The following is a 26,605-nucleotide window of genomic DNA, read 5'->3' as shown; positions in this document are numbered from 1 at the left end:
ACCTAAAAAATCAGCTGCCGTCAAGGGTAAAATAAAAAACATTCGTTATTAACGAATGTTAGATGTATAGCTACTTATTCAGCTGTCGTATTATCATCAGGCCGCATAGTTGGGAATAAAATAACATCACGAATTGATGGTGCATCAGTTAGCAACATCACTAAGCGATCGATTCCAATTCCTAATCCACCCGTTGGCGGCATTCCATATTCCAAAGCCTCAACGTAATCTTCATCAATTCCTTCAGCTTCATCATTGCCTTCTTGACGTTCCTTAACTTGAGCTTCAAATCGTTGCTTCTGGTCAATAGGATCATTCAACTCTGAGAAAGCATTTGCAAATTCATTGCCAACGATATATAACTCAAACCTATCCGTAAACCTAGGATCATCGTGATTTTTCTTAGCAAGTGGTGAAATTTCAACGGGATGACCGTAAATAAAGGTTGGTTGTTCAAGCGTATCTTGAACCTTTTCTTCAAAAAACGCATTGATAATATGCCCAGTTTTCCACCATTTTTCATAGTGAACGTGGTGCTCATCAGCTAACTTCTTGGCATCCTCGTCAGACATTGGCTTCCAGAAATCAATTCCGGTTACTTCTTTAATTGCATCAACCATATGTTGACGCTTAAATGGCTTATTCAAATCAATTGTATGTCCCTGATAAGTTACAACATTATCATCAGTCACAGAAGCAGCTGCAGCCTTTAAAATGCCTTCAGTTTCATCCATAACGTCATGGAAATCGTAGTAAGCAACGTATGACTCGAGCATCGTAAATTCGGGGTTATGTCTAGTATCCATTCCCTCGTTTCTAAAGACTCGGCCAATTTCATATACGCGCTCCATGCCACCGACAATAAGCCGCTTCAAATGCAACTCCAATGCAATTCTTAAATAAAGGTCGATATTCAATGCATTATGATGAGTAATGAAAGGCCGGGCATTGGCACCACCAGCTTGATTATGTAAAACCGGTGTCTCAACTTCCAAATAATCATTAGAATCTAAATAGCTTCGAATAGCAGAAATAATCTTACTACGTTTATGAAAGCGATCAAAACTATCCTGATTTGAAATAAGGTCCAGGTAACGCTGACGATAACGTTGTTCTTTATCCTTCAAACCATGATACTTATCTGGAAGTGGCCGCAATGCCTTTGACAAGAAAGTGACTGACTCAGCTCGAACCGTCAATTCACCCATATCAGTCTTAATAATTTGGCCAGTAATGCCCAAATGATCACCAATATCAGACCGCTTAAAAATGTGGTAAATATCTTCTCCAACAATATCCTTACGAACATAGATTTGAATCTTTCCGGTACGATCCTTCAAATCAGCAAAGCCAACTTTTCCTTTACCGCGTTTAGCAATCATTCTGCCAGCAACGGTAACCTTCTTGTCTTGCTCCATCAGATCGTCTTTATCAAAACCATCAAATTCCTCATGGAGCTGTTGAGCAAGATGCGAACGGACAAACCGATGACCAAAAGGATCGATTCCTTCCTCACGCAATTCATCCATTTTCTGTCGACGAACAATCATTTGATCATTCATTTCTTTATCTTTCGCCAATGTGAAACCTCCTAGGTGATATTAAGCTATAAATAATCATAACACAAAATTATTGGGCAATTTGGTGGCGCCGGGCATTTCTTTCGGCAGTTTTCTCCAAAAAATCGTCAAAAATATCATCCATCGCCTGCTCACCATCCGCATTAACCAAAGCAACCTTGGTCCGAGCAGAATGCGAAATCCCTTTTAGATAGTAACTTGCTTGCCCACGGAATTCATGCGAACCAGCGTAATCACCTTTAAGTTCAACTAAGCGATGCAAATGTTCCTTGGCCGTTGTAATTTTTTGCTCCGGCGTTGGTTCTGGCAATAATTCCCCAGTTTCTAGATAATGCGCCGTTTGCTTTAGAATCCATGGATTACCTTCAACCGCACGGCCCATCATTACTGCATCAGCGCCTACTTCATCCAGCATCTTCTTAGCATCTTGAGGGGTCCGAACATCCCCATTACCCATAAACGGAATATCCAATTCGTGGGCAACCTGCTTCAGAATATCCCAGTTAGCATGCCCCATATACATCTGCTTTCTCGTTCGGCCATGCATGGCAAGCGCAGCAGCCCCCGCCCGTTGAGCAGCTAGTGCATTCTCGACGGCATAAATATGATCCTCATCCCAGCCAGTCCGCATTTTGACAGTTACTGGCTTTTTAACCGCGTCAGTAACGTATGAAACCATCTCATACACCTTATTGGGGTCAAGTAGCCAACGAGCCCCCGCATCCGTCTTAACGACCTTATTCACTGGACAGCCCATGTTAATGTCAATAATATCAGCAGCGGTATTTTGGTCAACAAATTTAGCTGCTTCAACAAGTGTTTCCTTGGTACCCCCAAAGATTTGAATACTCATCGGATGCTCCCTTGGGTCCACAAACATCATATCAAGGGTTTTCTTATTTTTGTACATAATGCCACGATCAGAAATCATTTCACAAACAACTAAGCCAGCACCGAATTCTTTACAAATAATCCTGAATGCTGAATTAGTTACCCCAGCCATGGGAGCGACGACGACTTGATTGGGGATTGTGATATCACCGATTTTCCATTCCATAATTTCACCTCAAAGTTTTGCTTTCCACATATCATAAAAATCTGGTAGTTATCTTATCACAAATTCTGTTCTGGTAATAATTAATTTGTCTTTTTAGGTCGTGATTTAGCAGCGGCAATGATCGTTGCCAGCTCGTCGGCATTGTAGTGATACTTCGATTCACAGAAATTGCAAGTAACATCAATCCCTTTGTCTTCCTTGAGCATAGTTTCAAGCTGACTTACAGGTAGGCCTTCCAGGTCGCGCCCAAACTTAATCTTTGAGCAATTACAGTAAAACGCCACCGGAAGCTTAGTCAGGAAATGGAGGCTTCCTTTGCCAAATACCTGCTCCAAAATTGTTTCAGGAGCCTCGCCATCCAATAGCGTCTCAGAAATTGCTGGCATTGCTTGAATATGGTCAATTACCTTGTTAATAGCCTCGTCTTTAGCACCCGGAAGCGCCTGAATGAGGTACCCACCAGCTGCACCAATCATATCATCACCGTTAACAAAAACGGAGACCCCAACGGCTGACGGAATCTGTTCTGATTGTGCCAAGTAATAAGTGAAATCATCACCAATTTCCCCAGAAGTTAATGGCACTGAGCTGGTATAAGGATCCTCACCTTCAGAGGTTTTAGTAACCTCCAAAAAGCCATTAACCCCAACAGCCTTACCAGAAGTCATCTGATGCTTGCCGTCATTTGGAAGCTGAACGTGGGGATTGTGAATAAATCCTTTGACGTTTCCCTTTGAGTCGGCATCAGCCACAATCTCACCAGCTGGCCCCTGCCCATTAATTTTAACTGTAATGGCCTCATCATTTTTATTAACTGAAGTTGCCAACATCGTGGTTGCAATTAACGTTCTTCCTAATGCAACTGAGGAAGCAGCCCAGGTATCGTGATCCCCTTGCGCCGTTGCAACCATTTGCTGTGCAGTAATTGCATATGCTCTAAACATACCATCCGTTGTGGTCGCCTTTACTAAATAATCGTTCATTAAATCACACTCCGTTCATAATAAAAACGAGTTTAGAGATATCGAACACCCTAAACTCATTTTTTAATATTCAACTATTACTCATCTTGATTATCATCATTATGATTGTCATTTTCACTTGGATTGTCCGGCTTGGAAGCATCGCTTGGATCAGCATTACCCGAGGTATCGTCATCAGACTTCTCACCCTGAGTATGATCCTTCTCCATTTGAGCTTGACGCTCTGCTTCTTTACGTTCCAATTCACGTTTAGCTTCTTCAAAAGTTGCTGCCCGTTCACTTGGAAATTCGTTAGTCTTAGAACTTTCAGGCATCTTACCTGTGTTCCAAAGAGACAGAATTTGCTTTTCATCAAGGGTCTCATACTTAAGAAGGGCTTCTGCAATCAGCTTGTGCTTATCACGGTGCTCATCAATAATCTTAGTAGCTGTCTCGTGGGCTTCATTAGTTAATCGACGAACCTCGTCGTCAACCGCTGCAGCCGTTGCTTGCGAGTATCGAGGGCCATAAGTATCTTGAGCTGGATTTTCCAACTGCACTGGTCCTAATCGCTTGCTCATCCCATACTGGGTGACCATTGCCCGCGCAATGTTAGTCGCCTGCTCAAAATCGTTAGAAGCACCGGATGACTGTGACTTGAAGATAATCTCTTCAGCGGCACGACCACCCATCAGGCCTGCCATTTGCTCCATGGCATCCTTCTTAGACATCAACTGTTGATCCTCTCGCGGTAGCATGATGGCATAGCCGCCAGCCCGGCCACGAGGGACAATGGTTACTTTATGAACCACTCGAGCATCATTCAAGACAAGACCGACAACCGTATGACCGGCCTCATGGTAAGCCACAGTTTCCCGTTCCTCTTTGGAAATAACCCGATTCCGTTTAGCAGGTCCGGCGATAACCCGATCTTCAGCTTCGTCAATATCGCTCGCATCAATTTGAGTTTTATTTCGACGAGCTGCTAATAATGCCGCTTCATTCAATAGGTTTGCCAAATCAGCCCCAACAAATCCAGGCGTCTGCTTAGCAATCTCATGAAGATCAACGTCATTTGCTAACGGCTTGTTATTGGAATGAACCTTCAAAATTGCTTCACGGCCATTGATATCTGGTCGACCAACTAAAATCTTCCGGTCAAAACGACCAGGACGAGTTAACGCTGGATCCAAAACATCTGCTCGGTTAGTTGCGGCAATGACGATGACACCTTCATTACCACTAAACCCATCCATTTCAACAAGCAACTGGTTAAGGGTTTGTTCACGTTCATCGTGACCGCCGCCCATACCAGCACCCCGACGTCGACCTACAGCATCAATTTCATCAATAAAGATGATGGCTGGTGCAGCCTTTTTGGCTTGATCAAACAAGTCACGAACACGGCTAGCCCCAACACCAACAAACATTTCAACGAAATCAGAACCAGAGATTGAGTAAAATGGCACGCCAGCTTCACCGGCAACCGCCTTGGCTAGCAAGGTTTTACCAGTACCAGGAGGCCCCTCAAGTAACACACCATGTGGAATGGTAGCTCCTAGTGTTGTAAATTTACGAGGATCTTTCAGGAATTCAACAACTTCAACAAGTTCTTGCTTTTCCTCCTCTTCACCCGCAACATCTGAGAATCGAACCTTATTTTGCTTACTATCAGCGGGTTTGGCCTTGGACTTACCAAAGTTCATTACCCGACCATTGCCGCCGCCTTGACCGCCAGCTCGGCCCATCATCATGTAGAAGAACCAAACAAACAGTAGTAACGGTAGGACGTAAACCAGGAGATTTACCCAAAAGCCACTCGACTCTTCTGGCTTAGCGTTCATTTTCACATTATTAGCTTGTGAGGCTTTGGTGATTTCAGCAATTGAGGAGTTATTCTCGAGAACTGTTGTACTAAATTTGGTTACCTCTTTTGATTGGCTTTGGTTGCCACCAATCAAAAAGCCAGTTGCCACCTTTGCCTTTTGACCTTGTCTATAAGTACCGGTTATCTTATAGACGCCACCTGAAGGCTGAATTGAAAAGCTTTTTACCTTGTCATCTTTTAAATTCTTAACAAATTGGCTGGATTGAATTTCTTGTGATTGTGTGTTGTTGTTATTACTACCACTGAAGAAATAAAAAACACCCATTACCAGTAAGAATATGACAATGTAAAATAGACTATTTCTAAAAAGCCCATTTTTATTCGAGTTCATCAACGTCCTCCTCAAGAAAAAATTATTTCATGTTGATAGTCAAGATACTACCACAATTGACCTTTTTTGACCATTAATTGTTTGTATAAATTTCTGGCTTCAATACACCGATGTACGGTAGGTTCCGATACTTTTCATCGTAATCTAAACCATAGCCGACTACAAACTCATTTGGAACCTCAAAACCGATGTAGTCAGCGTGAGCATCAACCGTTCTTCTAGCCGGTTTGTCAAGCAACGAACAAACTTTAATTGTTTTAGCACCACGGGCCTTTAAAGTATCTAGTAAGAACTTCAACGTCTGGCCAGTATCGACAATATCCTCAACAATGACAACATCTCTTCCCGAAACATCAGTTGTAATATCAGTTATCAACTGAACATCTCCGGACGATTCCGTTCCACCATGATAGCTGGATACATCAATAAAATCAATTTGCATGTATGTATCTGCCGCTCTAACGATATCCGTCATGAAGAAAGTGGCGCCTTTGAGGACCCCAACCACAACGGGAAATTTGTCTTGATATTCAGTTTGAATCTGTTTTCCAAGCCGCTGACAAGCCGCTTTGATCTCTGCTTGACTGTATAAAACTTTTAAGATGTCGTTATCCATTTTAAATTCCTTTTCCCTTTGGCAAATTAATTTGACTGTATTCAGCTAAGTATAATTTCTTTGTATCAGTGGCCGATCCGGTAATTGAAACCCGTTTAACACCAAGCACAGCCAACAATTGCTGTTGCGCGGTCTCCAATACTAACGTTTGCTTGCGGATTCGGTTCGGCACCTTTGCATTAATTAAAATTCGGCTGACTTTTTGGCTGCCACCACCCTTAAGTACCAACCTGTCCCCTGGCTTGGGAGGCCTGGCAATTAAAGGCAGATCAGCAGCCAACAAGTCCAATTCGGTTATTTTAACCAGTGATCGTCGCGGTCGAGTTGAAAATACACCAAACTGGTAGTTGCGATCAACCGAATACCAACGATCTAATACTACCATAAATCGATGATCATTTTTATTATTTGTAAGTGGATTTAGGCTTTTTTTAGTAATTATTAACTGTTGATAGCTCTTAATCACTCGCCAATCGTTTGCCAGTTCAATTACAGCTTGTGGCTTATCAACATTATCAATTAATTGTAGAACTTGATCAATCTGATGAAGCGAAATGTCGGTAATCTTAAGGCGGCTAAACATCAGGTATTTTAATATTGAAAGCTTAACCTCAATTGAATGCTGGTTCAAAGCATGGAGATCGACGACCAGTTGTTTTGGATCACCCTTAACAAGCCGCTCAGCTTCAGCAGCAATCAGCTCATTTAAAGAGGCTGTTGCCGTTTCAATCTGCCTAGAATAATCAAACACGTGGCGGAGAAACTGTGAATTTTCCCGTTTCAGCAGTGGGACGACTTTGTGGCGAATTCGGTTTCGTTCAATTGCCAAACTGTCATTTGTTTCATCCTCAAACCACCGTAAATGATTTGTATCTGCGAACGCTCGAATTTGGTCCTTACTAAATTGTAACAATGGCCGAATAACTTGAGCTGTTCCAAATTGACGCTGCTCAGAAATTCCGATTAAAGAAGTTAATTGACCGCCACGAGCAAGCTTCATGAGAACCGTTTCTGCTAAATCGTCCCCGTGATGGGCTGTTAGTAAAATGCTGGCCTCGTTTTCTTCTAACACCTGCTTAAAAAATGCATATCGAAAAGCCCTCGCAGCTGCTTCGATCCCATTAGTTGGGTGCTCTGATTTAGGCCAACTCGTTGTCACTAATCTAAGGTGATGGGATTGACAAAATTGCTTGATAAAGGCCGTTTCGGTTTGACTTGCCGCACGCAGCTCGTGATCAACATATGCCACAATAATCGTTGGGCGATTTTGGTTCAAGTGGTTGATGAGGTGAAGCAAAGTCATTGAATCAACACCCGTTGACACCGCCACAACCACTTTACTTCCCGGTCGCCACCAATTGCGTTGGTCAACTAATTTATTAAACTCAACTTGCAGGTTCAAACCATGCCTCCTATGAAGAAAGTAATGTCACAGAGTGATTAACACTCGAGGTGTCAGTCTCCTACCTGAGGAATTTCTAGTTTTGGAATTTCTCGGCAGTGCTTATATTCCGATTTTTGCTTTGCGGAGCTGTCCCACTAAATAAAAGGACTAGGACAGAAAACTCACGTTTTGTGCCCCGGTCCCTTTTATTCAGTCATATATTGCTAAATCCGATAGCTTTGACCTACCAACAAATAAAATCTCCCGCTTAGCTGCGACGGCCACCACGACCGCCACGCTTGCCTTCAGTGTTCTTTCGAAGCGTTGATAATCGGTCTTCACTTTCCTTAAGAAAGCCAGACATCATATCGTCGAAACTTTCTGGGTGATTACCTGAGTGGGCATTATGATTAGAACTATTATGTGAATGACCACCACGATGTTCATGGCTATCATGATTCTCATGAGATTCGTGACGCCCGTGACCCTCATGGGAGGACTCCTCATGATGTGAATCAGATGCTTTACGGATTGACAGGCTAATCTTACTTCCATCAATCTTAAGTACCTTAACGGTTACCTCATCGCCAACCTTCAAAACATCATGAATATCTTTAACAAATCCGTCGGAAACCTCACTAATGTGGACTAATCCAGTTCGATGGTCACCTAAATCAATAAATGCACCAAAATTTGTAATTCCTGAAACTTTTCCAGTAACTTTTTTCCCAACTTCAATTGCCATGTAAAAATATGTTCCTCCTACTGTGATAGTGTTTTAAGTATAGCATATTTTACTTTCATCGGTACAACCATTTTAGGTGGCTGCCCACTATGCTTACTAAAAGAATTTAACCATAAAAAACAAAGTGGCAAACGCAAAAGCCGCTTAACCACTTCAATTATATCTCGTACTCAATTAAAACCTACTACTTTGCTCAGCCTAACAGCTACTCGGCGTCGTTATCGTTCACATCTTTTGGGGCTTGGTTTGGGAAACTATATACCGTCTCACCAGGCTTGGTGTAGTAATAACGATCTCGAATGATTTTTTCAACGTAACTCTTATCATTTAATTGGGCCACTTTTGCATTCAAAACCTTGTTAGTCGTCTTTTGCTGGTGATACTTCTTTTCTTGGCGAGAAATCTGAACATTAACATCCGCATAGTTAACCTTCGCTCGAATAATTTGCACGGCAAAAATAATTACGAAAATCGCAAAAACACCAATGATAAACATTGCCCGCTTTTTACGTCGATTACTAAGGACCGCCACTGCTTGAGAGTTGTCCATCTCAATTTCGCGGCGACGAGTGAAGTCGTTTTCTAGTTTTTTAATCTTACTATGTTTTGATGTCATCCTAAATCCCCCGATTTAATCACACATTCTAACTACAAATTATACCAACTATATACAATATTGTACATGAGATTTCGGGGTTTTATTAATTTTTGTGATTAATTTAATTATTCGTTTTTAAAATCGCGTTCATACGTTTCTGAAGTTATCTCATACATCCGCTGAGCATCGTCCTTCTTAGTCGTATCCAGCAGTTCCTTGACTAACACCGTTAGCGTTTTATTACCAAACTTGATTGTTATCTCATCGTTTGATTTGACATCAGAAGATGACTTAGCAACCTTGCCGTTAATCAAGATTCGACCCTTGTCCGCAATTTCTTTTGCGACAGACCGCCGTTTGATGATTCTAGAAACTTTAAGAAATTTATCAATTCTCATTAGAATTTGCCCCTTTTAATTTTATAAATCGACTTACCATTGGAATCGCTAACCACTCTCTTATCGTGAACACATTTAATAACTTACAGCCGCCAAAAAAGATAAGCACGCCCAACGGCACGCAAATAAGGACGATAACCAGTGATATCAGCCTACCTCCTAATGCCAATCCAAGCATCCCTATCAAGTCAGCAACCAGCCAGACACTCCCACCCATTACACTTAAGATTACCAGGAGCTTGATAAATTGCCTAGTAGAGAATAACCCCTTAAGCCGATCACCCGTGATCATAATCAAACAACCCAGCATCACGATTAAACTCGCCAACGTTGAATAGCTTGCACCAATGATACCAAATATCTCAATGAGTTCCCGATTAGTCACGATTTTAACAATCACACCTATTATAATTACTGCCATCATCGGCAAATAAACGTTTTGACTCTGTAGAATTGTATTATACACAAGTAATACTGCCACCAGTACAATACTGAGACAATACGTCCCAATCGTTAAATTGAGCTGCCCAGACGAAAACAACAGCTCGTTAATTGCTGGCATTAACGCAAACAGACCAACGCTCATTGCTAAAGACAATGCCAAATTTGTTCGAAAACTGGTGACTGCAATGTGTTCGAAGGTTAAGGCCTGTTCCTGCTTATGGGCAACGACAAGCCCTGGCAAAATTGCCGTTACGGAAGCCGTGCTTACAACCAATCCCAGTTGAACCAACGTTTGTGAGCGATCATAGATTCCCTTAACATTTTGAGCCCCTATCAATGAGTAACCAGCATCCCGTAGCCCAGCGACCACCGTAAAGGAATCCACTAATTGAAGTAGCAGCATCACCGCAGCAACTAAACAGATAGTCCCCCCTTCCAGCAGAACTCTTTTCAGCAAATCCCGATATATTAGTTGCCCACTAGAATGCGGCACCGCTTCTGCTTTTACCCAGCTGCCAACAACGATCATGGCACCAATGCCAGCAATGGGTGCTGAAGTCATAGCTAAAGTTCCCATTTTGTATGGATCAAGAAAATATTTTGTCGCCAAATAGGCAACCACCAAAATTACCGTTACCCGAACCACCTGCTCAATTACTTGAGAATAAGCAGTTGGCCGCATATCCATCTTTCCCTGAAAATAACCACGCCAACTAGATAAGAATGGAATGACTAAAAACATCCAGCTAACCGCTCGAATAACCGGTGTTAAATGAGGATCGGCCATCTTAAACGCAACGTATCCTGCACCAAATTGTAATATACAAAAGGCACTTCCACAGACAACCATCAAAATGAGTTGAATGCGATGAATCACTGCAATTTGATCAGTTTCATTAGGCGTATCAGCCACAAGCTTTGAAATAAAAACTGGTAACCCCGTTAATGCAAACGTCATCCCAATGCCATAAATTGGATAAATTTGTTGATATACATAAAACCCAATGTTTCCAACCATGTTTTGAAACGGAATTCGATACACGGCACTTAGCAATTTAGCGATGAACGATGCAACCGTCAGTAACAACGTCCCTGCCAAAACTTGCTTTCTTCTTGATCTACTTTTCATTGCTACTTACCTTATGCGCATGATGGGCATGACGCGCTTTTGTTAATTGCTTGAGTAATGCAACTAGCTGATGTAACCAACTTTTCATGTTAGGCTGAACCGTCAATTGAATCAAATAAGTCTCGTTTTCCGTATTAATTGTTGCTCGAAACTTAGTCTTAGAAATCGCCTCCAGGAGCTCCTTACTTTCAAATTCTGCGTTCGCCCTAGAAGAAAAGGTCATCGTCACCTTAGGAGCTTGTTGATGGATTTTTGCAACCAATGCATAGTCGGCATACATCTTAAGCTCAGCAATGTCTAACAGATTAGCTACCGAATCGCCATAATCACCAAAACGATCAATCAGGTCATCCTTAACCTCGGTAAGTTGATCTTGATTTTCAATTTGACGAATTCGTTTATATATTTCGATTTTTTGTTGATTATCCTGAATATAGTCACTCGGCAAATATGCTTCTAAATCAAGCTCAATGGTCGCGTCAGTTTTATATTCAAAGTCTTTCCCGCGTTTCTTAGCAACCGCGTCTGATAACATTTGCGTGTATAAATCATAACCAACTGAATCAACGAACCCGTGCTGCTGTTTGCCAAGTAAGTTGCCAGCTCCCCGAATCGAAAGGTCTCTCATCGCGATTTTAAATCCTGACCCTAACTCAGTGAAGTCACGGATGGCTTCCAACCGTTTTTCACCAATTTCAGTTAAAACTTTATTAGGTTGATACATAAAGTATGAATAAGCAACCCGACTGCTTCGGCCGATCCGCCCACGTAGTTGATAAAGTTGTGACAGCCCCATCCGGTCGGCGTTTTCAACAAACAGTGTATTGACGTTTGGGATATCCACACCAGTCTCGATGATCGTCGTTGTAACCAACACATCATACTCACCATTGATGAAATCATAAAGAATATCTTCCATTTGGTTTTCAGACATTTGCCCATGAATGTAGCCAACCCGAGCACTTGGTACGAGGGCACTAATTTGTTCAACCGTTCGCTCAATATCTTCTACTCGATTGTGCAAATAAAACACCTGGCCACCGCGAGCCATTTCTCGTTCAATGGCTTCCCTGATAGTGCCAGCATTCTGTTCAATCACATAGGTTTGGATTGGATACCGATTAGATGGTGGCGTTTCAATCACTGAAAGATCACGAACACCCATCATCGACATATTCAAGGTTCGTGGAATAGGGGTTGCCGTTAATGTCAAAACATCAACATCTGATCGCATCTCTTTGATCCGTTCCTTATGCTTAACGCCAAACCGTTGCTCCTCGTCAATAATCAGGAGCCCTAAATCATTGAAATGAACGTCTTTCGACAATAATCGGTGAGTGCCAACGACGACATCAACGGTCCCATTCTTCAAACCAGCTAAGGTTTCCTTAACTTGAGCCTTCGTTTGAAACCGTGAAAGCACCCGAACGGTAATTGGGTAGTCACTGAAACGGTCTAACATCGTTTCATAATGCTGCTGAGCTAAAATTGTGGTGGGCACGAGAAATGCAACCTGCTTGCCAACTTCAATTGTTTTAAAAGCAGCCCGCAGTGCAACTTCAGTCTTGCCGTAGCCCACGTCTCCGACCAATAAGCGATCCATTGGGTGTTGCCGTTCCATATCCCGCTTGATCTCGGTTGCGCTTCGTAGTTGGTCAGGCGTCTCGGTGTACGGAAAACTTGCTTCAAATTCCGCCTGAAGCGAATCATCTGGTGGAAAGGCGTACCCCTTTTCAGAACCCCGTTTTGCATACAAATCAATCAATTCATCGGCGATATCTTCAATTTTAGAGGCAACTTTGCGCTTAGTTTTCGCCCATTCACCACCACCCAGTTTATTGATCCGTGGATGTTTATCTTCTGAAGAAACGTACTTTTGAATTAAGTTCAACTGGGTAACTGGAATAAACAGTTTGGCGCTATCCCGATACGAAATCGTCAGGTAGTCTTGATGCTTCCCGTCGACTTCCATCGTTTGCATGCCTTCATATCGGCCAATTCCGTGGTTCACATGGACCACATAATCCCCCGGCTTTAAGTCAGTATAGCTTTTAATTCGCTCCGCATTATTGAACGTCGTCTGTCGCGGTCGTTTCTTAACCACCGTGCCAAACATTTCTTTTTCGGTAATCACAACCAAATTAGCAATTGGCAGTTCAAATCCATTATCTAAATTTCCGGAAATCAGTTGCACTTGGTGCGCCAAAAGATTGTTTTGATCCGTTTCGGTTGCCGAAATTTCAAAATCCGATAGCGTCTGAGCCACCTTTTGCAGCCGCTTTTTCTCTTGGACCATAATAATCACGGTCGTATCCTGCTTTTGCCACCGTTTGATTTCAGTTCTAAGCATGGGCATCTGCGAAAAGAATTGCTGCATCGGTCGCACCGTGATGTCCTCAATTGCGTCTAACCGCATCCGCCCCAGTCCCTTTTGAAATAAGGATAAAATAAGTGAAGCGTGCGTATTATTCTTAAATACTTGCTTAAAATCATTGGTGTAACTGGTCTTTTTTAAAATTTCAAAGTGCTTGATCTTATCAGCGAGCCACTCATCATCGTCGCCACTCAATTGCCGAACAGCATCCGTTATTCTGGAATAATCATCGAACACCACAATGCCATTTTCATCCAAATAATCCAGCAGCGAATAATTACCATCGTAAATCATGTCAGCAAACAACAATAGCCTCGGGTCTCGCAAGCCATTTTGGAGATCCATAATCTGGGGTTCCAGATTGTCAGCAAGCTTCTTAGCCTGTTTAGTTTCTAGCTTAGCCTGTTCAGCAGTCAGTCGCTTCTGAAGCTTTTTGACAACTTGCCGCCGCTGATCGTCATTCATCAGCAAATCAGTGGCAGGCAAAATTTGAATCTGCTTAATTGGTTTGATACTTCGTTGATTGGAGACATCAAAAGTCCGCATTGAGTCGACTTCAGTGTCAAAGAAATCAATCCGGACTGGATCTTGATTATTTAATGGGAAGATATCTAAAATTGACCCTCGAATTGAAAAATCCCCTGGGGCCGCCACCAGCTTTTGAAAAACGTAACCCATTTGATGTAACTGTAATTTGATTTTTTCAAGGTCATACTCAGAATCCATATCAATGGTCAAGTTGGCGGCCATAAATTGACTCTTGGCAGGCACCAATCGTCGAATTCCTGATACGGAAGTCACAATAACCGCTGGATTGCCACTGGCCAATTGATTGAGGGCCAAAACCCGCTGTGCTTTATATTCTGGGGAACTTGTTGCCAATTCTGCAGCACCCATTTCCTCAACCGGAAATTCAAACAAATGGTTGTCGTCAATAATATTGGCCAAATCATTAACGAGCTGATCAGCGTGAAAGAGCGTATCCACAACAATAATCATCGGTCGTTTGGTTGAATTGATCAGGTTGTTAATTAAGACCGTTCGCGCGGACCCGCCAATCCCAGTAACGAGTTGCCGACTCTGAGGCTTCAATCCTGAAACAAGTTCAGCGTATTGTGGCATTTTTGTAAATAATTGATCTAATCGCAAGGCAATCGTCCTTTCGCTAATTGTAACGATTCTCAAGATCTGAAATGGTAAGGCCATCCACCCAATCGTCCAGCGCGTTGACTGCATGATCAGCAGCTTGTTTGAATACCGGAACCTGATCCTTACTGAATCTGCCTAGAACGTAGTTGACCACACTATTTGCTTTATCGGGATGCCCAGTTCCTACTCTGACGCGAGTAAAGTTTTCAGTTCCTAGGTTATAAATGATACTTTTAATCCCGTTGTGACCACCAGCTGATCCCTTATCCTTAACTCGAATTTTCCCTACCGGCAAATCCATATCGTCATGAACGATTGCAATGTTTTCAACCGGAATATCAAAGTAATCCATCAGCGGTTTAACCGCAATGCCAGAATCATTCATAAACGTCGTTGGTTCAACGACAATCACTTTTTCATTATTGATAAACCCTGACCCGTACTTGGCATTCATTTTGCGAGTCTTAATATTAATTCCATGGGCTTGAGCAAATTGCTCAACTACCATAAAACCAGTATTATGTCTTGTCCGATCATATTGCGGGCCAATATTTCCTAATCCAACGATCATTTTCATTTTACTATTTATTCCTCACATTTCTTCCAACACAAAAGGCTGAACTCATTTCGTTCAGCTGTTGTCAGATTTAACTTAACACACCAATTATATCATATCCACGCTGGCAAATGATAAGAAGTCATTTTCTGAAAAAGTGGTTTAAAAATGAAAAAAGGTCTGAACTAATATTCTGTGGCATGGTATACTTTTCAAGTAGGAAAATATAATTTTGGAGATGATTTGTTTGGCTCAGAACCGTCAAAAAGTTGCATTAATTGGTGATGGCGCTGTTGGTTCATCATACGCATTTGCAATGATGCAACAGGGACTTGCCGAAGATTTTGTTATCGTTGATGTTATCAAGAAACGTACTGAAGGTGATGCACTTGACCTAGAAGATGCCCAAGTGTTCACTGCCCCAAAGAATATTTATTCAGGTGATTATAAAGACTGTGCCGATGCTGACTTAGCAGTTATCACGGCTGGAGCCCCTCAAAAGCCTGGTGAGACTCGCCTAGATCTTGTCAACAAGAACTTAAAGATCATGCAAGCCATCATCAAGCCACTGGTTGACTCAGGATTTAAGGGAATTATTTTAGTTGCTGCAAATCCTGTTGATATCTTGACTTACGCTGCTCAGAAATTCTCTGGTTTCCCTAAGGATCGTGTATTTGGTAGCGGAACTTCATTGGATACAACTCGTCTACAGGTTGCGCTAGCTAAAAAGTTACAACTTAACCCACAATCAATCGATGCTTACATCATGGGTGAACATGGTGATTCAGAATTTGCTGCATACTCCGCAGCCCGCGTTGGTGGCGAACCATTCTTAGCCGCTGCTAAACGTGCTGGATTATCAACTGATGATTTAGCAAAGATTGAAGATGACGTGCGTAACAAAGCCTACGAAATTATTAATCGCAAAGGCGCAACCTTCTACGGTGTTGCAACTGCCTTAATGCGAATTTCTAAAGCTGTTTTACATGATGAAAACACAATTCTTCCTGTTGGTGCACCAGTTGATGGTGAGTATGGCCTCCACGACTTGTACATTGGTTCTCCAGCCGTTGTTAATGGCTCAGGAATTGACCATGTCGTTGAAGTCCCATTGAGCGACGAAGAGGAAGCCAAGATGCAAGCATCCGCAAAGACTTTGAAAGAAACCCTTACGAATGGTATGGCAAACTTGGAAAAGTAATTGATTAAATTAATGAAAGGAATTGGTCAAGCAATTGTGTGACCAATTCTTTTTTATTTTGCGCCATTATCGTGTAAACCCGGTGGTTGCCAGGATCGAGATATGCCCACCCTTAAATCTTGGCAGGATAGAACTTTTCATGCAGTCCCCAAATGAAGAGCAAGAGAAAAGCATTAACTGACCACTCACCCTCACTTCCTCCGAGTCCAAATGTGCCATTGAAGAATCGTGGGGCAATGCCGTTAGCTTCTAGAATATAACTGTTTCACTCTACTCTCTTTTCTAATTTATTTAAATATTAATGAGAATAACCTTCTATAAAGATACTTTTCATAATAACCATATGTTATTATGATTGTATACAGGTTAAGTTGGAGGAATTAATATGTTATTAAAAACACTTGTGAAACCTAAAGAACGTTTAGTAACCGTTAAGGAAGACGCTACTTTAGAAGAAGCACTCAAAACCTTGGAAGATTCTGGCTATCGCTGTGTGCCAATTCTTGATGAGACTGGCACCATTTTCCGCGGAAACATTTACAAAATGCACATTTATCGTCACAAATCACGAGGCGGTGATATGTCGTTGCCCGTCACAACTTTGCTGAAAAACGCTACTAAGTTTGTTAACGTCAATTCAGCCTTCTTCCAAGTATTTTTTTCAATCAAAGATCTCCCTTACATCGCCGTTTTAGACGATCGTAATAACTTTTACGGGATCTTAACACATACCCGATTATTAGATATGCTCTCACAGTCCTGGAACGTTAATATTGGCAGTTACGTCCTGACAGTCGTTTCTGGTGGTGAACGTGGCGACCTAGAAGAAATCGCTAAGATCATTACAAAGTATACGAACATTGCCAGTGTCATTTCACTAGACGCACAGGAAGGCGAGCTAGTTCATCGCATTATGTTTACCCTTCCAGCCGAAGTTGACCAGGATCGGTTAAACCGGATAATTGCTGCTCTAGAACGTAAAGAATTCCGGGTACCAGAAGTAGAGAATTTAAAGGAAGAAAATAAATAGTTGCCGTACCCGTACATCCCCGAGTAATTATAAAGTTGCCCATTAGGCCGTCACTTAATTTGTCGCCTAATCATGGCTCTAAAAATTCAAGTTAAATAGCAGCAGACGTCGTGAAAAATCAATCACTTCGTCTGCTGCTATTTTATGATTATATGCTAGTTTGTGGAAACGGCTACTGTCAATGACTTATCGATCATGTCATTCCTAGTAAGCCTACTTATTATGTATCGATCTCTCACTCGTTTTTGCCGAGTCCAAGGCTAATCTTAATCGCTTTGTCAACCTTACCCATTATTGCATTATTCAAGTGAGTGACCTTGTCCTTTAACCGTTGCTTATCAATTGTTCTGATTTGCTCTAGTAAAATCACTGAGTCACGCTCAATACCGTCACCAGCTAAAATACCAACATGGGTCGGCATTTTCGGCTTTGAAATCCTGGCAGTAATTGCTGCAACAATGACGGTTGGACTGTAATGATTACCAATATCATTTTGAATAATCAAAACAGGGCGCATTCCGCCTTGTTCGGAACCAACTACGGGTGAAAGATCAGCGTAAAAAATGTCTCCACGTTTGAATGTAACGTCGGTCACCTTCACACCTCCCATTGTCATCTATTGACCTAATGGAAATTTTGCAATCCTTGACGATACTGAGTTAGATGAATATCAGCGTCTTCTTCACAACAAGAAAAATCATGACTAATTTCGCGGTTCAGACTGGCCATTTCACGATAGCCCTTCATTAATCCGCTAATAATTTGTGGGTCGTCAAAAAAATAATTAATAGCAACTTCAACGACTGCACTCTCGGATACCCCAACTGTTGAACAAAATTGCTCTAACCGATCCGCAATTTTATCATCGATCATTACTGAAAAATGCCTTTGATTAGTTGCTTTATCCATCGTAATTTCCCCTATATTCCAGATTACTTCATTTTACAATGATACCATGGAATTCTTTGAAAAGCAGTACCCTTATTCATATTTTCTACGTAATCGGGGACTAAACCCACAAATAACCTCATAATTAATCGTTCCTAAGTACTGAGCAAGATCATCTGCCGTGATCGTTTTATCCTTAGATTTACCAAGAATCGTCACAGGGGTACCATATGCGTAACGCTTCGGTAACTTAATCATAAACTGATCCATACAAACCCGGCCAACAATCGGGCACCAGTTTCCGTCTACCAATACCGAAAATCCTTGGAGTTTTCGTGGAATACCATCGGCATATCCCAACGGAATCGTCCCAATCCATTCGTCTGCACTTGTTGTATAAGTGGCGCCGTAACTAATTGATTTCCCCTTTTTAACAAGCTTAACGTAAATTAAGCTGGCCACAACTGACATTGCCGGATGAAGTTCATATGGTAAATCAGGAATTTCAGTTCCAGATGGATTTAACCCATAAGTCCCGATACCAAAGCGAATCATATTACCACCACAAACTTTGTGCCACAAACTAGTTGCTGAATTAGCAACATGAACATACCGTGGCCGCTTATCAAGCACTGCCATTAATTTATTAAAGTTATCATACTGGTAATTAAAGTAATCACTGTTTTTACTATCTGCCGTTGCAAAATGCGTAAAAATTCCTTCAAAATTAATGACAGCCGTAAAATCATTCAATACCTGAACGGCCGCCTTAAGCTCTTCAGCAGTTTGAAATCCAATCCGCCCCATTCCCGTGTCTAAGGCCAAATGAACATTAAGCTTTGCACTGGACGGAACTTGAGTCAAAAAGTCTGCAGCCGTCTTTAACCATTCCGTCGAGCTAACTGTAAGGGAGATCTGATTATCACGCGCGATCGTCACAAATTGAGGGTCCGTGATTCCAAGAACCAGTATCGGCTCATTAAAGCCCGCTTGCCTAAGATCCAATGCTTCATCCAGCAAGGCAACACAAAAGCCACTAGCCCCTGCTTTTTCAGCAATCCGAGCCACTTGGATGGCGCCATGACCATAGCCATCTGCTTTAACAACGACAAATAAATCAGTTCCTGCTTCAAGATGACTTTTGGTGTTAGCTAAATTATCATATATTGCCCGTTGATTGATAATCACCTTGGCGTTTCGTAATTTTCCGACTGCCATAATATTACCCCCGGTTCTCTAAAATAACTTCAGTTACAACTGTACTGTCAGTGTGAGATATTGACACCAATGCATTACCATCAAATGGATGATTGTACACGATTGGTTTGCCATCCTGATTATTGATAATCGTTAAATCTTGAAATCTGACTTTTTTTCCTAACCCAGATCCATACGCTTTAGAATATGACTCTTTAGCCGAAAAACGACCAGCAATATATTCAAACTTTCTTTTATCGGATAATAAATCCAATTGTGAAATCTCATCTCGGGTTAATACCCGGTCAATAAAATGGTGGTTTTTGTTAACTGCAGCTCTAATTCTTGCAATCTCAGTAATATCAATTCCAATTCCGGCAATCATTTCAAAACCTCATCAATCATAAAAGTTAGTCTCAATAATACCACAAAACGTGACTATTCAACCGAAACCGTTTCTTCATTTTAAGCTTTTTTAAAGCAAATCAGATTAAGCTCACTCTCATAACGTCATCAATGAAAAGAGACAGATCTCCAAAAAAGCAGACTCTTAAATCAACTAATTACAAAACAACTAATTTGCAATCGTCAAAAAGTGGGCTCGTAACGTAAATTTACCAGCCTCACAAGGATATTCCTTTCATAACTCAGTAAGACGTATTTTAAAGATACCCGCTCATGTACTTAACTACCGTCATTTTAACATCTTTCGAATCAACTTGAAATCAAATTTTCGAACTCCAAGAGCTTAATCAATCCACTATAAACGAATTTAGGCCGTTACATTAATACATAAGTTAAAGTTCTCAACAACCCCCAACTCACTTTGAAGACACGATGATCCTACTGATAATTATCAGATTAAAAGCAAAAAAACTGCAACCATTCCAAATTAAGAACAATTACAGTTTCTGAAGTTAACCTTGAGATTAAAACCATCCAGGCTTCAATCCATTTTAACCCATTATTAATTTATGAATTTTTAATCGTAAACCGGCGCTTATTGCCACTGTTTGAGCGTTTGCTGCTAGGCTTACCACCATGACCATGATCACGGTCACGACTACCGTTACTTCGACCGCGATTGCGGCCAGAGTTCCGATCACCATTTCTATGATTATTATGGCCACGAGAACCACCCCAATGACCACCACCACGATGGCTATTATGGCCACCGCCATGATGTCTTGATAATGGCCGTTCTGGGGTAATCTTAACCTTCACATTATCTCGAGTCACATCATTTAATAATGCGGCAACTAAGTCAGTTGCTTCATACTCATCCAAAAGCTTGTCAGCCATTTTTTCATACTTTTCAGTATTTGTCTTTTGAATTAAATCAGCAATATCAGATTCTGCTGAATTTAATTGACCGACAAAAGCTTCTTGTTCCGTTGGTGGCTTTAAAGGCAACATCCGCACCTTAGTAAGCTTTTCAATTTCGCGTAAGTAATCCATTTCGTTTGGTGTTGCAAACGTAATTGAAACACCATGTTTCCCAGCACGACCGGTACGACCGACCCGATGAACATAGCTATCTGGATCCTGCGGGATATCATAGTTGTAAACGTGAGTAACACCAGAAATATCAATCCCACGAGCAGCCACATCAGTCGCAACTAAAATATCAATTTTGCCATGCTTAAATTCTTGCATAATCTGAGAACGACGAGCTTGGGTTAAGTCACCATGAAGTCCGGCAGCCTTATATCCACGTGCTTCTAACCCTTTTGATACTTCGTCAACCCGACGCTTTGTACGACAAAATACAAGAATCACTTCAGGGTCTTGGACGTCAAAGAAACGCGTCATTGTATCAAACTTTTCGTATTCTTTCAATCGAACATAATATTGATCAATTAAGTCCGTCGTTAACTCTTTAGCCTTAATCTTAACTTGTTGGGGATCCTTCATAAACTGAACCCCAACCCGCTTAATTTGAGCAGGCATGGTTGCGGAGAACAAAAGTGTTTGTCTCTCTTCAGGGGTTTGTTTGATAATACTTTCAATATCGTCTAAGAATCCCATATCTAACATTTCATCGGCTTCATCAAGAACCAACGTCTTAATGTGTTCCAGCTTCAGTGTATGACGACGAATATGATCAAGAAGTCGTCCAGGAGTTCCCACGATAATTTGTGGATGATCTTTTAACGAGTTGATCTGGCGACGAATATCAGCGCCACCATAAACAACTTGAACCCGGGCTTTTTCGTCCTTACCAAGTCGATAAATTTCTTCTTGCGTCTGAATCGCAAGCTCTCTGGTTGGTGAAATAATCAGAGCTTGAACATTGGGATTGTCAAAATCAATCTTTTGCAAGATTGGTAATCCAAATGCAGCCGTCTTACCCGTTCCAGTTTGTGCCTGACCAATAACATCCTGACCCTTTAAAACCATTGGAATGGTTTCAGCTTGGATCGGAGTTGCTTCTTCAAAACCACTACTGGAAATTGCTGATAGTAAGCGGTCTGATAATCCTAATTCACTAAACTTCAAATATGTTTCCTCCTAATTATCGAAACAATTAAGGTTCCGCTACTGACTGAGAAAAATCCGTTTCTCACAACGCGTCATTAGCCTGACCATAAATCGTTTATTACAAAATAACTTTTTAAGTTTACACCGTTTGACCATATTACGCAAGGAAAACGGGTTGTTTCTGAAAATAACTGTCGTTGCCTATGAAAATCTATTTAACTAATTTAGCAACAACGTTCTCTAAATGAAGGCCATGACTGGCTTTTAACATTACTTCATCATCAGTGGCCAACTGACTGTCAAGATCCGTTGTCAGTTGATCCAATTGGTCAGCAGCATAATGATGGAGATTCTCAGGAGCAAATACCGGCTGTAGTCGTTGATATAACGCGGCCATATCACTCCCAATCAGATAAACCATTGCAATTTGGCTTGGATCAATATTGGCAGCCAAACCCGCGTGCATCGCCTTTGACTGAGCGCCAAGTTCTAACATATCTCCTAAAACAACAATCCGCCTACCCTTTGTTGGCGTTTCTTGAAATGCTGTCAGCACTTCCTTAGCCGCAGTTGGGTTTGAGTTATAAACGTCACTTAATATCTTTTCACCCTTTTTCCCAACTAACCATTGCGTTCGATTCTTAGTTAAGTCAAGTTTGGCTAAACTCTTTTCAATTAAGGTTGGATGAATTTGGAATACCTGACCAACGGAAATTGCTGCGAGGGCATTATTGACATTATAGTCGCCAATCATCGGCAGCGTCAGTTCAACATCTGGCCATAGATTCACCTTAAACGTTGTCTGGTATTTAGAATCGGTTGTTTCTGTTGGGAAAATATCATTGCTTTCGTGGCGGCCAAATGTTCGCTTAATCGTCTCAATATGTTTTGCCCGCTCAGCAAGTAATGGTTCATCACCGTCATAAATTAGCATTCCATCCGCTTTTAGCCCATGGGTAATTTCCATCTTCGCATCAGCAATTTTGTCACGGGTCCCAAAGAATTCAATGTGAGCTTCACCGATCATCGTGATAATCGCAACGTCTGGTTGAACTAGCTTAGACAAGAAATCCAGTTGTCCAGGCCGATCCATCCCCATCTCTACGACAAGAAATTCCGTGTTGGATTCCATCTGTAAAATCGTATAGGGAACCCCAATTTCGTTATTAAAATTATCATGAGTCTTGGTAACATGAAAGGTACTCGATAAAATTGACGCAATCATATCCTTTGTCGTCGTTTTACCGTTACTGCCTGTAATCGCAATGACCCGCGGATTAATTTTTGATAAATAATACCGACTTAATTCTTGAAAAGAAGCCAGTGGGTCCGCCACCACGAGTGCAGGAATCGCAATCGGCAACCGGCTCACCCTATCTGCTGACCACAGAGTAGCCGCTGCCCCATTTGAAATAGCTGACTCGATATAATCATGACCATCATGGTCGCCAGAAAGCGGGATAAATAGTTGCCCTGGCTTCATCTTACGGCTATCAAAACACACGCCGTCAACCTCTTGTTTTAATGAATCTTCTGGAACATTATCTACCTTGGCATTGATCGCAGAAGCAATTTCGCCAATCGTCATTTTCATTATTTAGCGCTCCAATTTTGAATAGTTAGTCAAATTATAACAAAAAATCAAACAGCTAAACACCTGCTGCTTGATCTTGCCATTCTAAGTTCCAGGTCGAAGATTGTAAATTATAACTTAAATCCCCAACGTAATTTGTGTTTTCGATAATTGTTTTAGTTCTCAAAATAATTGAAACTTGATCGGGATTTTTTAAGATCCTGATTGGGATGTGGTACGTTCGATTACGTTCCCTAATTGAGCCAAATAAAATGAATAAACCATCATTAGCCCGGGTAATTAATTCAATCAAAATTGCATTGTCGATATCCTTGATTGCCAGCGGTCGTAAAAAGACCCTCAACGTATTATGCGTTTCCCGCAGATTACGCTTAACTGCAATCTCCAATACATGGTTAAAGTCAGAAAACCGCCGGTAGTAAGACCGGATTGTCCCATCATCTTGAGTCAAGTATATGTAGTGATTTAACAACTTCGAGGAAAATGGGCGCCCCATTGGGGTTCCAAAGTGAGCCAAATACAATAATTCTGCAATTTCATAAGGCGATAAATTATTAACGCTGTCTTCCTCGTCGAAATCAATAAACTTCTTAGACCCGGTTGGATTTTTAAGCAAATACTGTCGGATTTCAGATGCACCAAAGATCAAGTTAAACTTGGAATGCGAGTTATACCCATTCGCATCCTGCTCGTCGTTATTTAACAGGATAATATTGTCCGGTAGCTGGTCGAGACCATTAATAAAATCCGCCGCAGTGATCCCAGAAGATAAAATCATATTAGAAATCGGATTTGTATTTATAAAAATGAAATTGCCCTTCATTGTGTCATTACCCCATATAAAATTCTATTTTTATTGTACTCCCCTTTTGAACGGATGTCTGTAACTAGCCGCTAAAAATGAATATGTTTGCCCTTTTGACTAATAGTTGTTACCATTATGAGTAATATTATAATAACAACGAGGTTAAAATAATGACTAACGTTTTATTTGTTTGTCTAGGAAATATTTGTCGCTCCCCAATGGCAGAGGCCCTTTTTAAAAAGATGGTTAAGGATGCCAACCTTGATCAGCAAATTCACGTTGACTCTGCTGGGATTAGCAGCGAGGAACAGGGAAATCCGCCACACCCAGGGGCTCAAGCAGAAATGGCAAAGCACGGTCTGGATTATTCTGGGATGGTTTCAAGGCCGATTAGTCCACAAGACTTTGATCGTTCAGATTTAATTATTTGTATGGACAGCCAAAACATTCATTACCTCAAGCAACTGTCCCCTGAACTTGACAAGTCAAAAATTCATCTCTGCTTTGACATTGTCCCTGGTAAAATGGGCGAGGATATTCCTGATCCATGGTATGACCACAAGTTTGGGAGGACCTATGCCCAGTTGTCGGAATCATTACCAAAGTGGCTGGATTATATCAAGGCAAATCTTCTTTAATTATTGGCGGGCCTCAAAAGGGCTCGTTTTAATTTTGGCGTCGCCTGGTCAATCACGTACTTGTTAACAAGCTTACCTCGAATCATCAACCGACCAGCACCCGTGGCGTCACAGGTAATCAACGTGACAATCGGCCGCTTGGTCTGTTTAACAACATCTACCCGAGTTGCAGCGATAAAGGTCCGCTGATAGACCCTGTAATGATACACCCGCTTCATGTCTGTTAGATAGATATTATCACCAACCTTGGTTTTAAAATATAGTGGCCCAAACAAGACGTGGCGATTAACCATGTGATGGCCTGCTAGCGGATAGTTACCAGTTCCCATTTTCTGATCAGCCCGCATCGTTCCCGTCGCAAGCGCTAAGGTCGAATTCGCAACCCCGAGACCAATTGGCAGCTGAATCGACGACTTTGGCACCAGAATTTCACCAACTACTTCTAATCGATGCGTATTCATCCGGGCTCGCAAGGCCGTTTCAAAGTCAAGTGACTTCACCTTTTTGAAATTATAACTCACATTATTAGCATGCCGTTTGGTCTGATTCTTTTGTCGCGTTTGCGTCCTTTCAACCATCTGTTTGGTTATCTTCGGCTGGTAAGACTTGATCATTTCGTTTTTAATTGGCCGGTTAAAAATCATGACTAATGCAACCAAAATAAGTACCACAAAGATACTATTTAAAATGATCTTTTTGACTGATCCTTTTTTCATACTTACCTCCATTGATGAGTAGTTTTCAATACAAAATGATGAGGAGTGAAACCATAATTGGCAAAAAATAAACTCACACCAAATTCCTGGCAACGAAACTTAAGGGTCCTATGGTTTGGAACGTTCATGGCTGGAATTGGCTTCAGCGAGGTCATGCCATTTCTCTCACTATACGTTGACTCGCTGGGAAACTTCACCCGCGCTGAATTAAGCTTATATAGTGGATTAGCATTTGCTGCCAGCTACTTTGTGACTGCGCTAGCCTCACCACTTTGGGGCAAGATGGCTGACCGAACTGGCCGCAAACTCATGCTAGTTAGAGCCTCAGCTGGAATGGCAATCGTGTTTATCTTGATGGGCCTTGTAATGAACGTTTGGCAACTCATTGGCTTAAGACTACTGCAAGGTGTCTTTTCGGGCTATATTAGCAACGCCAACGCCCTCATTGCAACCCAAGTACCCAAGAGACGCAGTGGTCAAGCGTTGGGACTATTAGTAACTGGAAACGTCTCCGGGGCGTTATTTGGTCCCTTACTTGGCGGCACCTTAGCGTCAGTTTTCAGTTATCGGCTCACTTTCTTTATAACCGGCTTTTTATTTATCCTTGTTTTCCTAGTCACGGCAGTCTTTGTTAAAGAGGATTTCCATACAACGAAGAAATCAGCAATGTTAACTACCCGGGGTGTTGTCGGTGAACTGGCCAACGCTAAATTAGTCTTTGGGATGTTTGTGACAACCATGATTATTCAGGCGGCCAACAACTCAATTGTCCCAATTTTATCATTATATGTTCGCCAAATCATGCATAACAGCCTGAAGTGCCCTACAATTGTTAGACAAGTAA

The 26,605-nt window shown here is 41.6% G+C and carries 24 protein-coding genes; 4 read left to right on the top strand and 20 right to left on the bottom strand.

What is annotated here, in order from left to right:
- Positions 1–74: 74 nt before the first annotated feature.
- The 12 genes from lysS to pth form a co-directional block, all read right to left on the bottom strand.
- Entirely contained in the window at positions 75–1,580 is a 1,506-nt protein-coding gene (gene lysS / locus FC98_RS11905; protein WP_054655834.1) for a lysine--tRNA ligase, read from the bottom strand.
- 49 nt (positions 1,581–1,629) lie between these two features.
- Complete coding sequence (gene dusB, locus FC98_RS11900) at positions 1,630–2,637, bottom strand: tRNA dihydrouridine synthase DusB (protein ID WP_056949624.1); 1,008 nt, start codon at positions 2,635–2,637, stop codon at positions 1,630–1,632.
- A gap of 80 nt (positions 2,638–2,717) precedes the next feature.
- Positions 2,718–3,620, bottom strand: coding sequence for an Hsp33 family molecular chaperone HslO (gene hslO, locus FC98_RS11895; RefSeq protein WP_008856936.1), 903 nt, complete (start codon positions 3,618–3,620; stop codon positions 2,718–2,720).
- A gap of 77 nt (positions 3,621–3,697) precedes the next feature.
- Positions 3,698–5,818, bottom strand: coding sequence for an ATP-dependent zinc metalloprotease FtsH (ftsH, locus tag FC98_RS11890; RefSeq protein WP_008856935.1), 2,121 nt, complete (start codon positions 5,816–5,818; stop codon positions 3,698–3,700).
- 73 nt (positions 5,819–5,891) lie between these two features.
- A complete protein-coding gene (gene hpt / locus FC98_RS11885; RefSeq protein WP_008856934.1) occupies positions 5,892–6,434 on the bottom strand; it encodes a hypoxanthine phosphoribosyltransferase in 543 nt (180 codons plus the stop codon).
- A gap of 1 nt (position 6,435) precedes the next feature.
- Positions 6,436–7,836 (bottom strand): tRNA lysidine(34) synthetase TilS, encoded by a 1,401-nt coding sequence (tilS, locus tag FC98_RS11880; protein WP_008856933.1) that lies wholly within the window; start codon positions 7,834–7,836, stop codon positions 6,436–6,438.
- A gap of 250 nt (positions 7,837–8,086) precedes the next feature.
- The gene (locus FC98_RS11875) at positions 8,087–8,563 is read right to left on the bottom strand and encodes a S1 domain-containing RNA-binding protein (RefSeq protein WP_056949623.1); all 477 of its coding nucleotides are present in this window, start codon (positions 8,561–8,563) and stop codon (positions 8,087–8,089) included.
- A 205-nt stretch (positions 8,564–8,768) separates the two neighbouring features.
- Positions 8,769–9,179 (bottom strand): FtsB family cell division protein, encoded by a 411-nt coding sequence (locus FC98_RS11870; protein ID WP_008856931.1) that lies wholly within the window; start codon positions 9,177–9,179, stop codon positions 8,769–8,771.
- A gap of 107 nt (positions 9,180–9,286) precedes the next feature.
- Positions 9,287–9,559 (bottom strand): RNA-binding S4 domain-containing protein, encoded by a 273-nt coding sequence (locus tag FC98_RS11865; protein WP_008856930.1) that lies wholly within the window; start codon positions 9,557–9,559, stop codon positions 9,287–9,289.
- Positions 9,549–11,132: a putative polysaccharide biosynthesis protein gene (locus tag FC98_RS11860; RefSeq protein WP_056949622.1), complete on the bottom strand. Its 1,584-nt coding sequence runs from the start codon at positions 11,130–11,132 to the stop codon at positions 9,549–9,551. Before FC98_RS11860 ends, FC98_RS11865 begins: the two co-directional genes overlap by 11 nt.
- Entirely contained in the window at positions 11,122–14,655 is a 3,534-nt protein-coding gene (gene mfd / locus FC98_RS11855) for a transcription-repair coupling factor (protein WP_420805295.1), read from the bottom strand. Before mfd ends, FC98_RS11860 begins: the two co-directional genes overlap by 11 nt.
- A 16-nt stretch (positions 14,656–14,671) precedes the next feature.
- On the bottom strand, positions 14,672–15,232 hold the full coding sequence (pth, locus tag FC98_RS11850) for an aminoacyl-tRNA hydrolase (protein ID WP_008856926.1): 561 nt from the start codon (positions 15,230–15,232) through the stop codon (positions 14,672–14,674).
- A gap of 217 nt (positions 15,233–15,449) precedes the next feature.
- Between pth and FC98_RS11845 the strand changes: the two genes are divergently transcribed.
- Positions 15,450–16,412, top strand: a complete 963-nt coding sequence (locus FC98_RS11845; RefSeq protein ID WP_008856925.1) for an L-lactate dehydrogenase — start codon at positions 15,450–15,452, stop codon at positions 16,410–16,412.
- 385 nt (positions 16,413–16,797) lie between these two features.
- The gene (cbpA, locus tag FC98_RS11840) at positions 16,798–17,442 is read left to right on the top strand and encodes a cyclic di-AMP binding protein CbpA (RefSeq protein ID WP_056949621.1); all 645 of its coding nucleotides are present in this window, start codon (positions 16,798–16,800) and stop codon (positions 17,440–17,442) included.
- Positions 17,443–17,677: 235 nt separating this feature from the next.
- Here the strand turns inward: cbpA and FC98_RS11835 are convergent, their stop codons facing one another.
- The 7 genes from FC98_RS11835 to FC98_RS11805 all read right to left on the bottom strand — a co-directional run bounded on the left by FC98_RS11835 (position 17,678) and on the right by FC98_RS11805 (position 24,425).
- Positions 17,678–18,058, bottom strand: coding sequence for a type II toxin-antitoxin system PemK/MazF family toxin (locus tag FC98_RS11835; RefSeq protein ID WP_008857626.1), 381 nt, complete (start codon positions 18,056–18,058; stop codon positions 17,678–17,680).
- An 8-nt stretch (positions 18,059–18,066) separates the two neighbouring features.
- On the bottom strand, positions 18,067–18,351 hold the full coding sequence (locus tag FC98_RS11830) for a hypothetical protein (RefSeq protein WP_008857625.1): 285 nt from the start codon (positions 18,349–18,351) through the stop codon (positions 18,067–18,069).
- A 72-nt stretch (positions 18,352–18,423) separates the two neighbouring features.
- Complete coding sequence (alr, locus tag FC98_RS11825) at positions 18,424–19,548, bottom strand: alanine racemase (RefSeq protein WP_008857624.1); 1,125 nt, start codon at positions 19,546–19,548, stop codon at positions 18,424–18,426.
- A gap of 4 nt (positions 19,549–19,552) precedes the next feature.
- Positions 19,553–19,912, bottom strand: coding sequence for a holo-ACP synthase (gene acpS / locus FC98_RS11820; RefSeq protein WP_008857623.1), 360 nt, complete (start codon positions 19,910–19,912; stop codon positions 19,553–19,555).
- A gap of 587 nt (positions 19,913–20,499) precedes the next feature.
- Positions 20,500–22,026, bottom strand: coding sequence for a degradosome RNA helicase CshA (cshA, locus tag FC98_RS11815; protein WP_008857622.1), 1,527 nt, complete (start codon positions 22,024–22,026; stop codon positions 20,500–20,502).
- Between the two features lie 193 nt (positions 22,027–22,219).
- The gene (locus FC98_RS11810) at positions 22,220–23,602 is read right to left on the bottom strand and encodes a UDP-N-acetylmuramoyl-tripeptide--D-alanyl-D-alanine ligase (RefSeq protein WP_056949620.1); all 1,383 of its coding nucleotides are present in this window, start codon (positions 23,600–23,602) and stop codon (positions 22,220–22,222) included.
- 55 nt (positions 23,603–23,657) lie between these two features.
- Complete coding sequence (locus tag FC98_RS11805; RefSeq protein WP_008857620.1) at positions 23,658–24,425, bottom strand: hypothetical protein; 768 nt, start codon at positions 24,423–24,425, stop codon at positions 23,658–23,660.
- Positions 24,426–24,577: 152 nt separating this feature from the next.
- On the opposite strand from FC98_RS11805, the gene FC98_RS11800 reads away from it, so the two are divergent.
- Positions 24,578–25,045, top strand: a complete 468-nt coding sequence (locus FC98_RS11800) for a low molecular weight protein-tyrosine-phosphatase (protein WP_054655832.1) — start codon at positions 24,578–24,580, stop codon at positions 25,043–25,045.
- On the opposite strand, the gene FC98_RS11795 is transcribed toward FC98_RS11800, so the two are convergent.
- Positions 25,042–25,761 (bottom strand): class A sortase, encoded by a 720-nt coding sequence (locus FC98_RS11795; RefSeq protein WP_040471816.1) that lies wholly within the window; start codon positions 25,759–25,761, stop codon positions 25,042–25,044. The genes FC98_RS11800 and FC98_RS11795 overlap by 4 nt on opposite strands.
- 57 nt (positions 25,762–25,818) lie before the next feature.
- Here FC98_RS11795 and FC98_RS11790 point away from each other — a divergent pair.
- Positions 25,819–26,605: MFS transporter (locus FC98_RS11790; protein WP_156637298.1), on the top strand; the 787-nt coding region annotated here is incomplete at its 3' end.

Source organism: Lentilactobacillus kisonensis DSM 19906 = JCM 15041, assembly GCF_001434135.1.
GTDB classification, from domain to species: Bacteria; Bacillota; Bacilli; order Lactobacillales; family Lactobacillaceae; genus Lentilactobacillus; species Lentilactobacillus kisonensis.
This window is presented reverse-complemented; position numbering and strand designations above follow the sequence as displayed.

What these genes read in the sequence shown, in the direction of transcription:
- FC98_RS11860 (WP_056949622.1), bottom strand. Translation starts at nt 11,132, where the DNA reads ATGAAAAGTAGATCAAGAAGAAAGCAAGTTTTGGCAGGGACGTTGTTA.
- hslO (WP_008856936.1), bottom strand. Translation starts at nt 3,620, where the DNA reads ATGAACGATTATTTAGTAAAGGCGACCACAACGGATGGTATGTTTAGA.
- ftsH (WP_008856935.1), bottom strand. Translation starts at nt 5,818, where the DNA reads ATGAACTCGAATAAAAATGGGCTTTTTAGAAATAGTCTATTTTACATT.
- FC98_RS11865 (WP_008856930.1), bottom strand. Translation starts at nt 9,559, where the DNA reads ATGAGAATTGATAAATTTCTTAAAGTTTCTAGAATCATCAAACGGCGG.
- FC98_RS11795 (WP_040471816.1), bottom strand. Translation starts at nt 25,761, where the DNA reads ATGAAAAAAGGATCAGTCAAAAAGATCATTTTAAATAGTATCTTTGTG.
- cbpA (WP_056949621.1), top strand. Translation starts at nt 16,798, where the DNA reads ATGTTATTAAAAACACTTGTGAAACCTAAAGAACGTTTAGTAACCGTT.
- alr (WP_008857624.1), bottom strand. Translation starts at nt 19,548, where the DNA reads ATGGCAGTCGGAAAATTACGAAACGCCAAGGTGATTATCAATCAACGG.
- FC98_RS11875 (WP_056949623.1), bottom strand. Translation starts at nt 8,563, where the DNA reads ATGGCAATTGAAGTTGGGAAAAAAGTTACTGGAAAAGTTTCAGGAATT.
- hpt (WP_008856934.1), bottom strand. Translation starts at nt 6,434, where the DNA reads ATGGATAACGACATCTTAAAAGTTTTATACAGTCAAGCAGAGATCAAA.
- dusB (WP_056949624.1), bottom strand. Translation starts at nt 2,637, where the DNA reads ATGGAATGGAAAATCGGTGATATCACAATCCCCAATCAAGTCGTCGTC.
- FC98_RS11845 (WP_008856925.1), top strand. Translation starts at nt 15,450, where the DNA reads ATGATTTGTTTGGCTCAGAACCGTCAAAAAGTTGCATTAATTGGTGAT.
- FC98_RS11805 (WP_008857620.1), bottom strand. Translation starts at nt 24,425, where the DNA reads ATGAAGGGCAATTTCATTTTTATAAATACAAATCCGATTTCTAATATG.
- FC98_RS11830 (WP_008857625.1), bottom strand. Translation starts at nt 18,351, where the DNA reads ATGGATAAAGCAACTAATCAAAGGCATTTTTCAGTAATGATCGATGAT.
- FC98_RS11800 (WP_054655832.1), top strand. Translation starts at nt 24,578, where the DNA reads ATGACTAACGTTTTATTTGTTTGTCTAGGAAATATTTGTCGCTCCCCA.
- pth (WP_008856926.1), bottom strand. Translation starts at nt 15,232, where the DNA reads ATGAAAATGATCGTTGGATTAGGAAATATTGGCCCGCAATATGATCGG.
- FC98_RS11870 (WP_008856931.1), bottom strand. Translation starts at nt 9,179, where the DNA reads ATGACATCAAAACATAGTAAGATTAAAAAACTAGAAAACGACTTCACT.
- FC98_RS11835 (WP_008857626.1), bottom strand. Translation starts at nt 18,058, where the DNA reads ATGACAATGGGAGGTGTGAAGGTGACCGACGTTACATTCAAACGTGGA.
- acpS (WP_008857623.1), bottom strand. Translation starts at nt 19,912, where the DNA reads ATGATTGCCGGAATTGGAATTGATATTACTGAGATTGCAAGAATTAGA.
- FC98_RS11810 (WP_056949620.1), bottom strand. Translation starts at nt 23,602, where the DNA reads ATGAAAATGACGATTGGCGAAATTGCTTCTGCGATCAATGCCAAGGTA.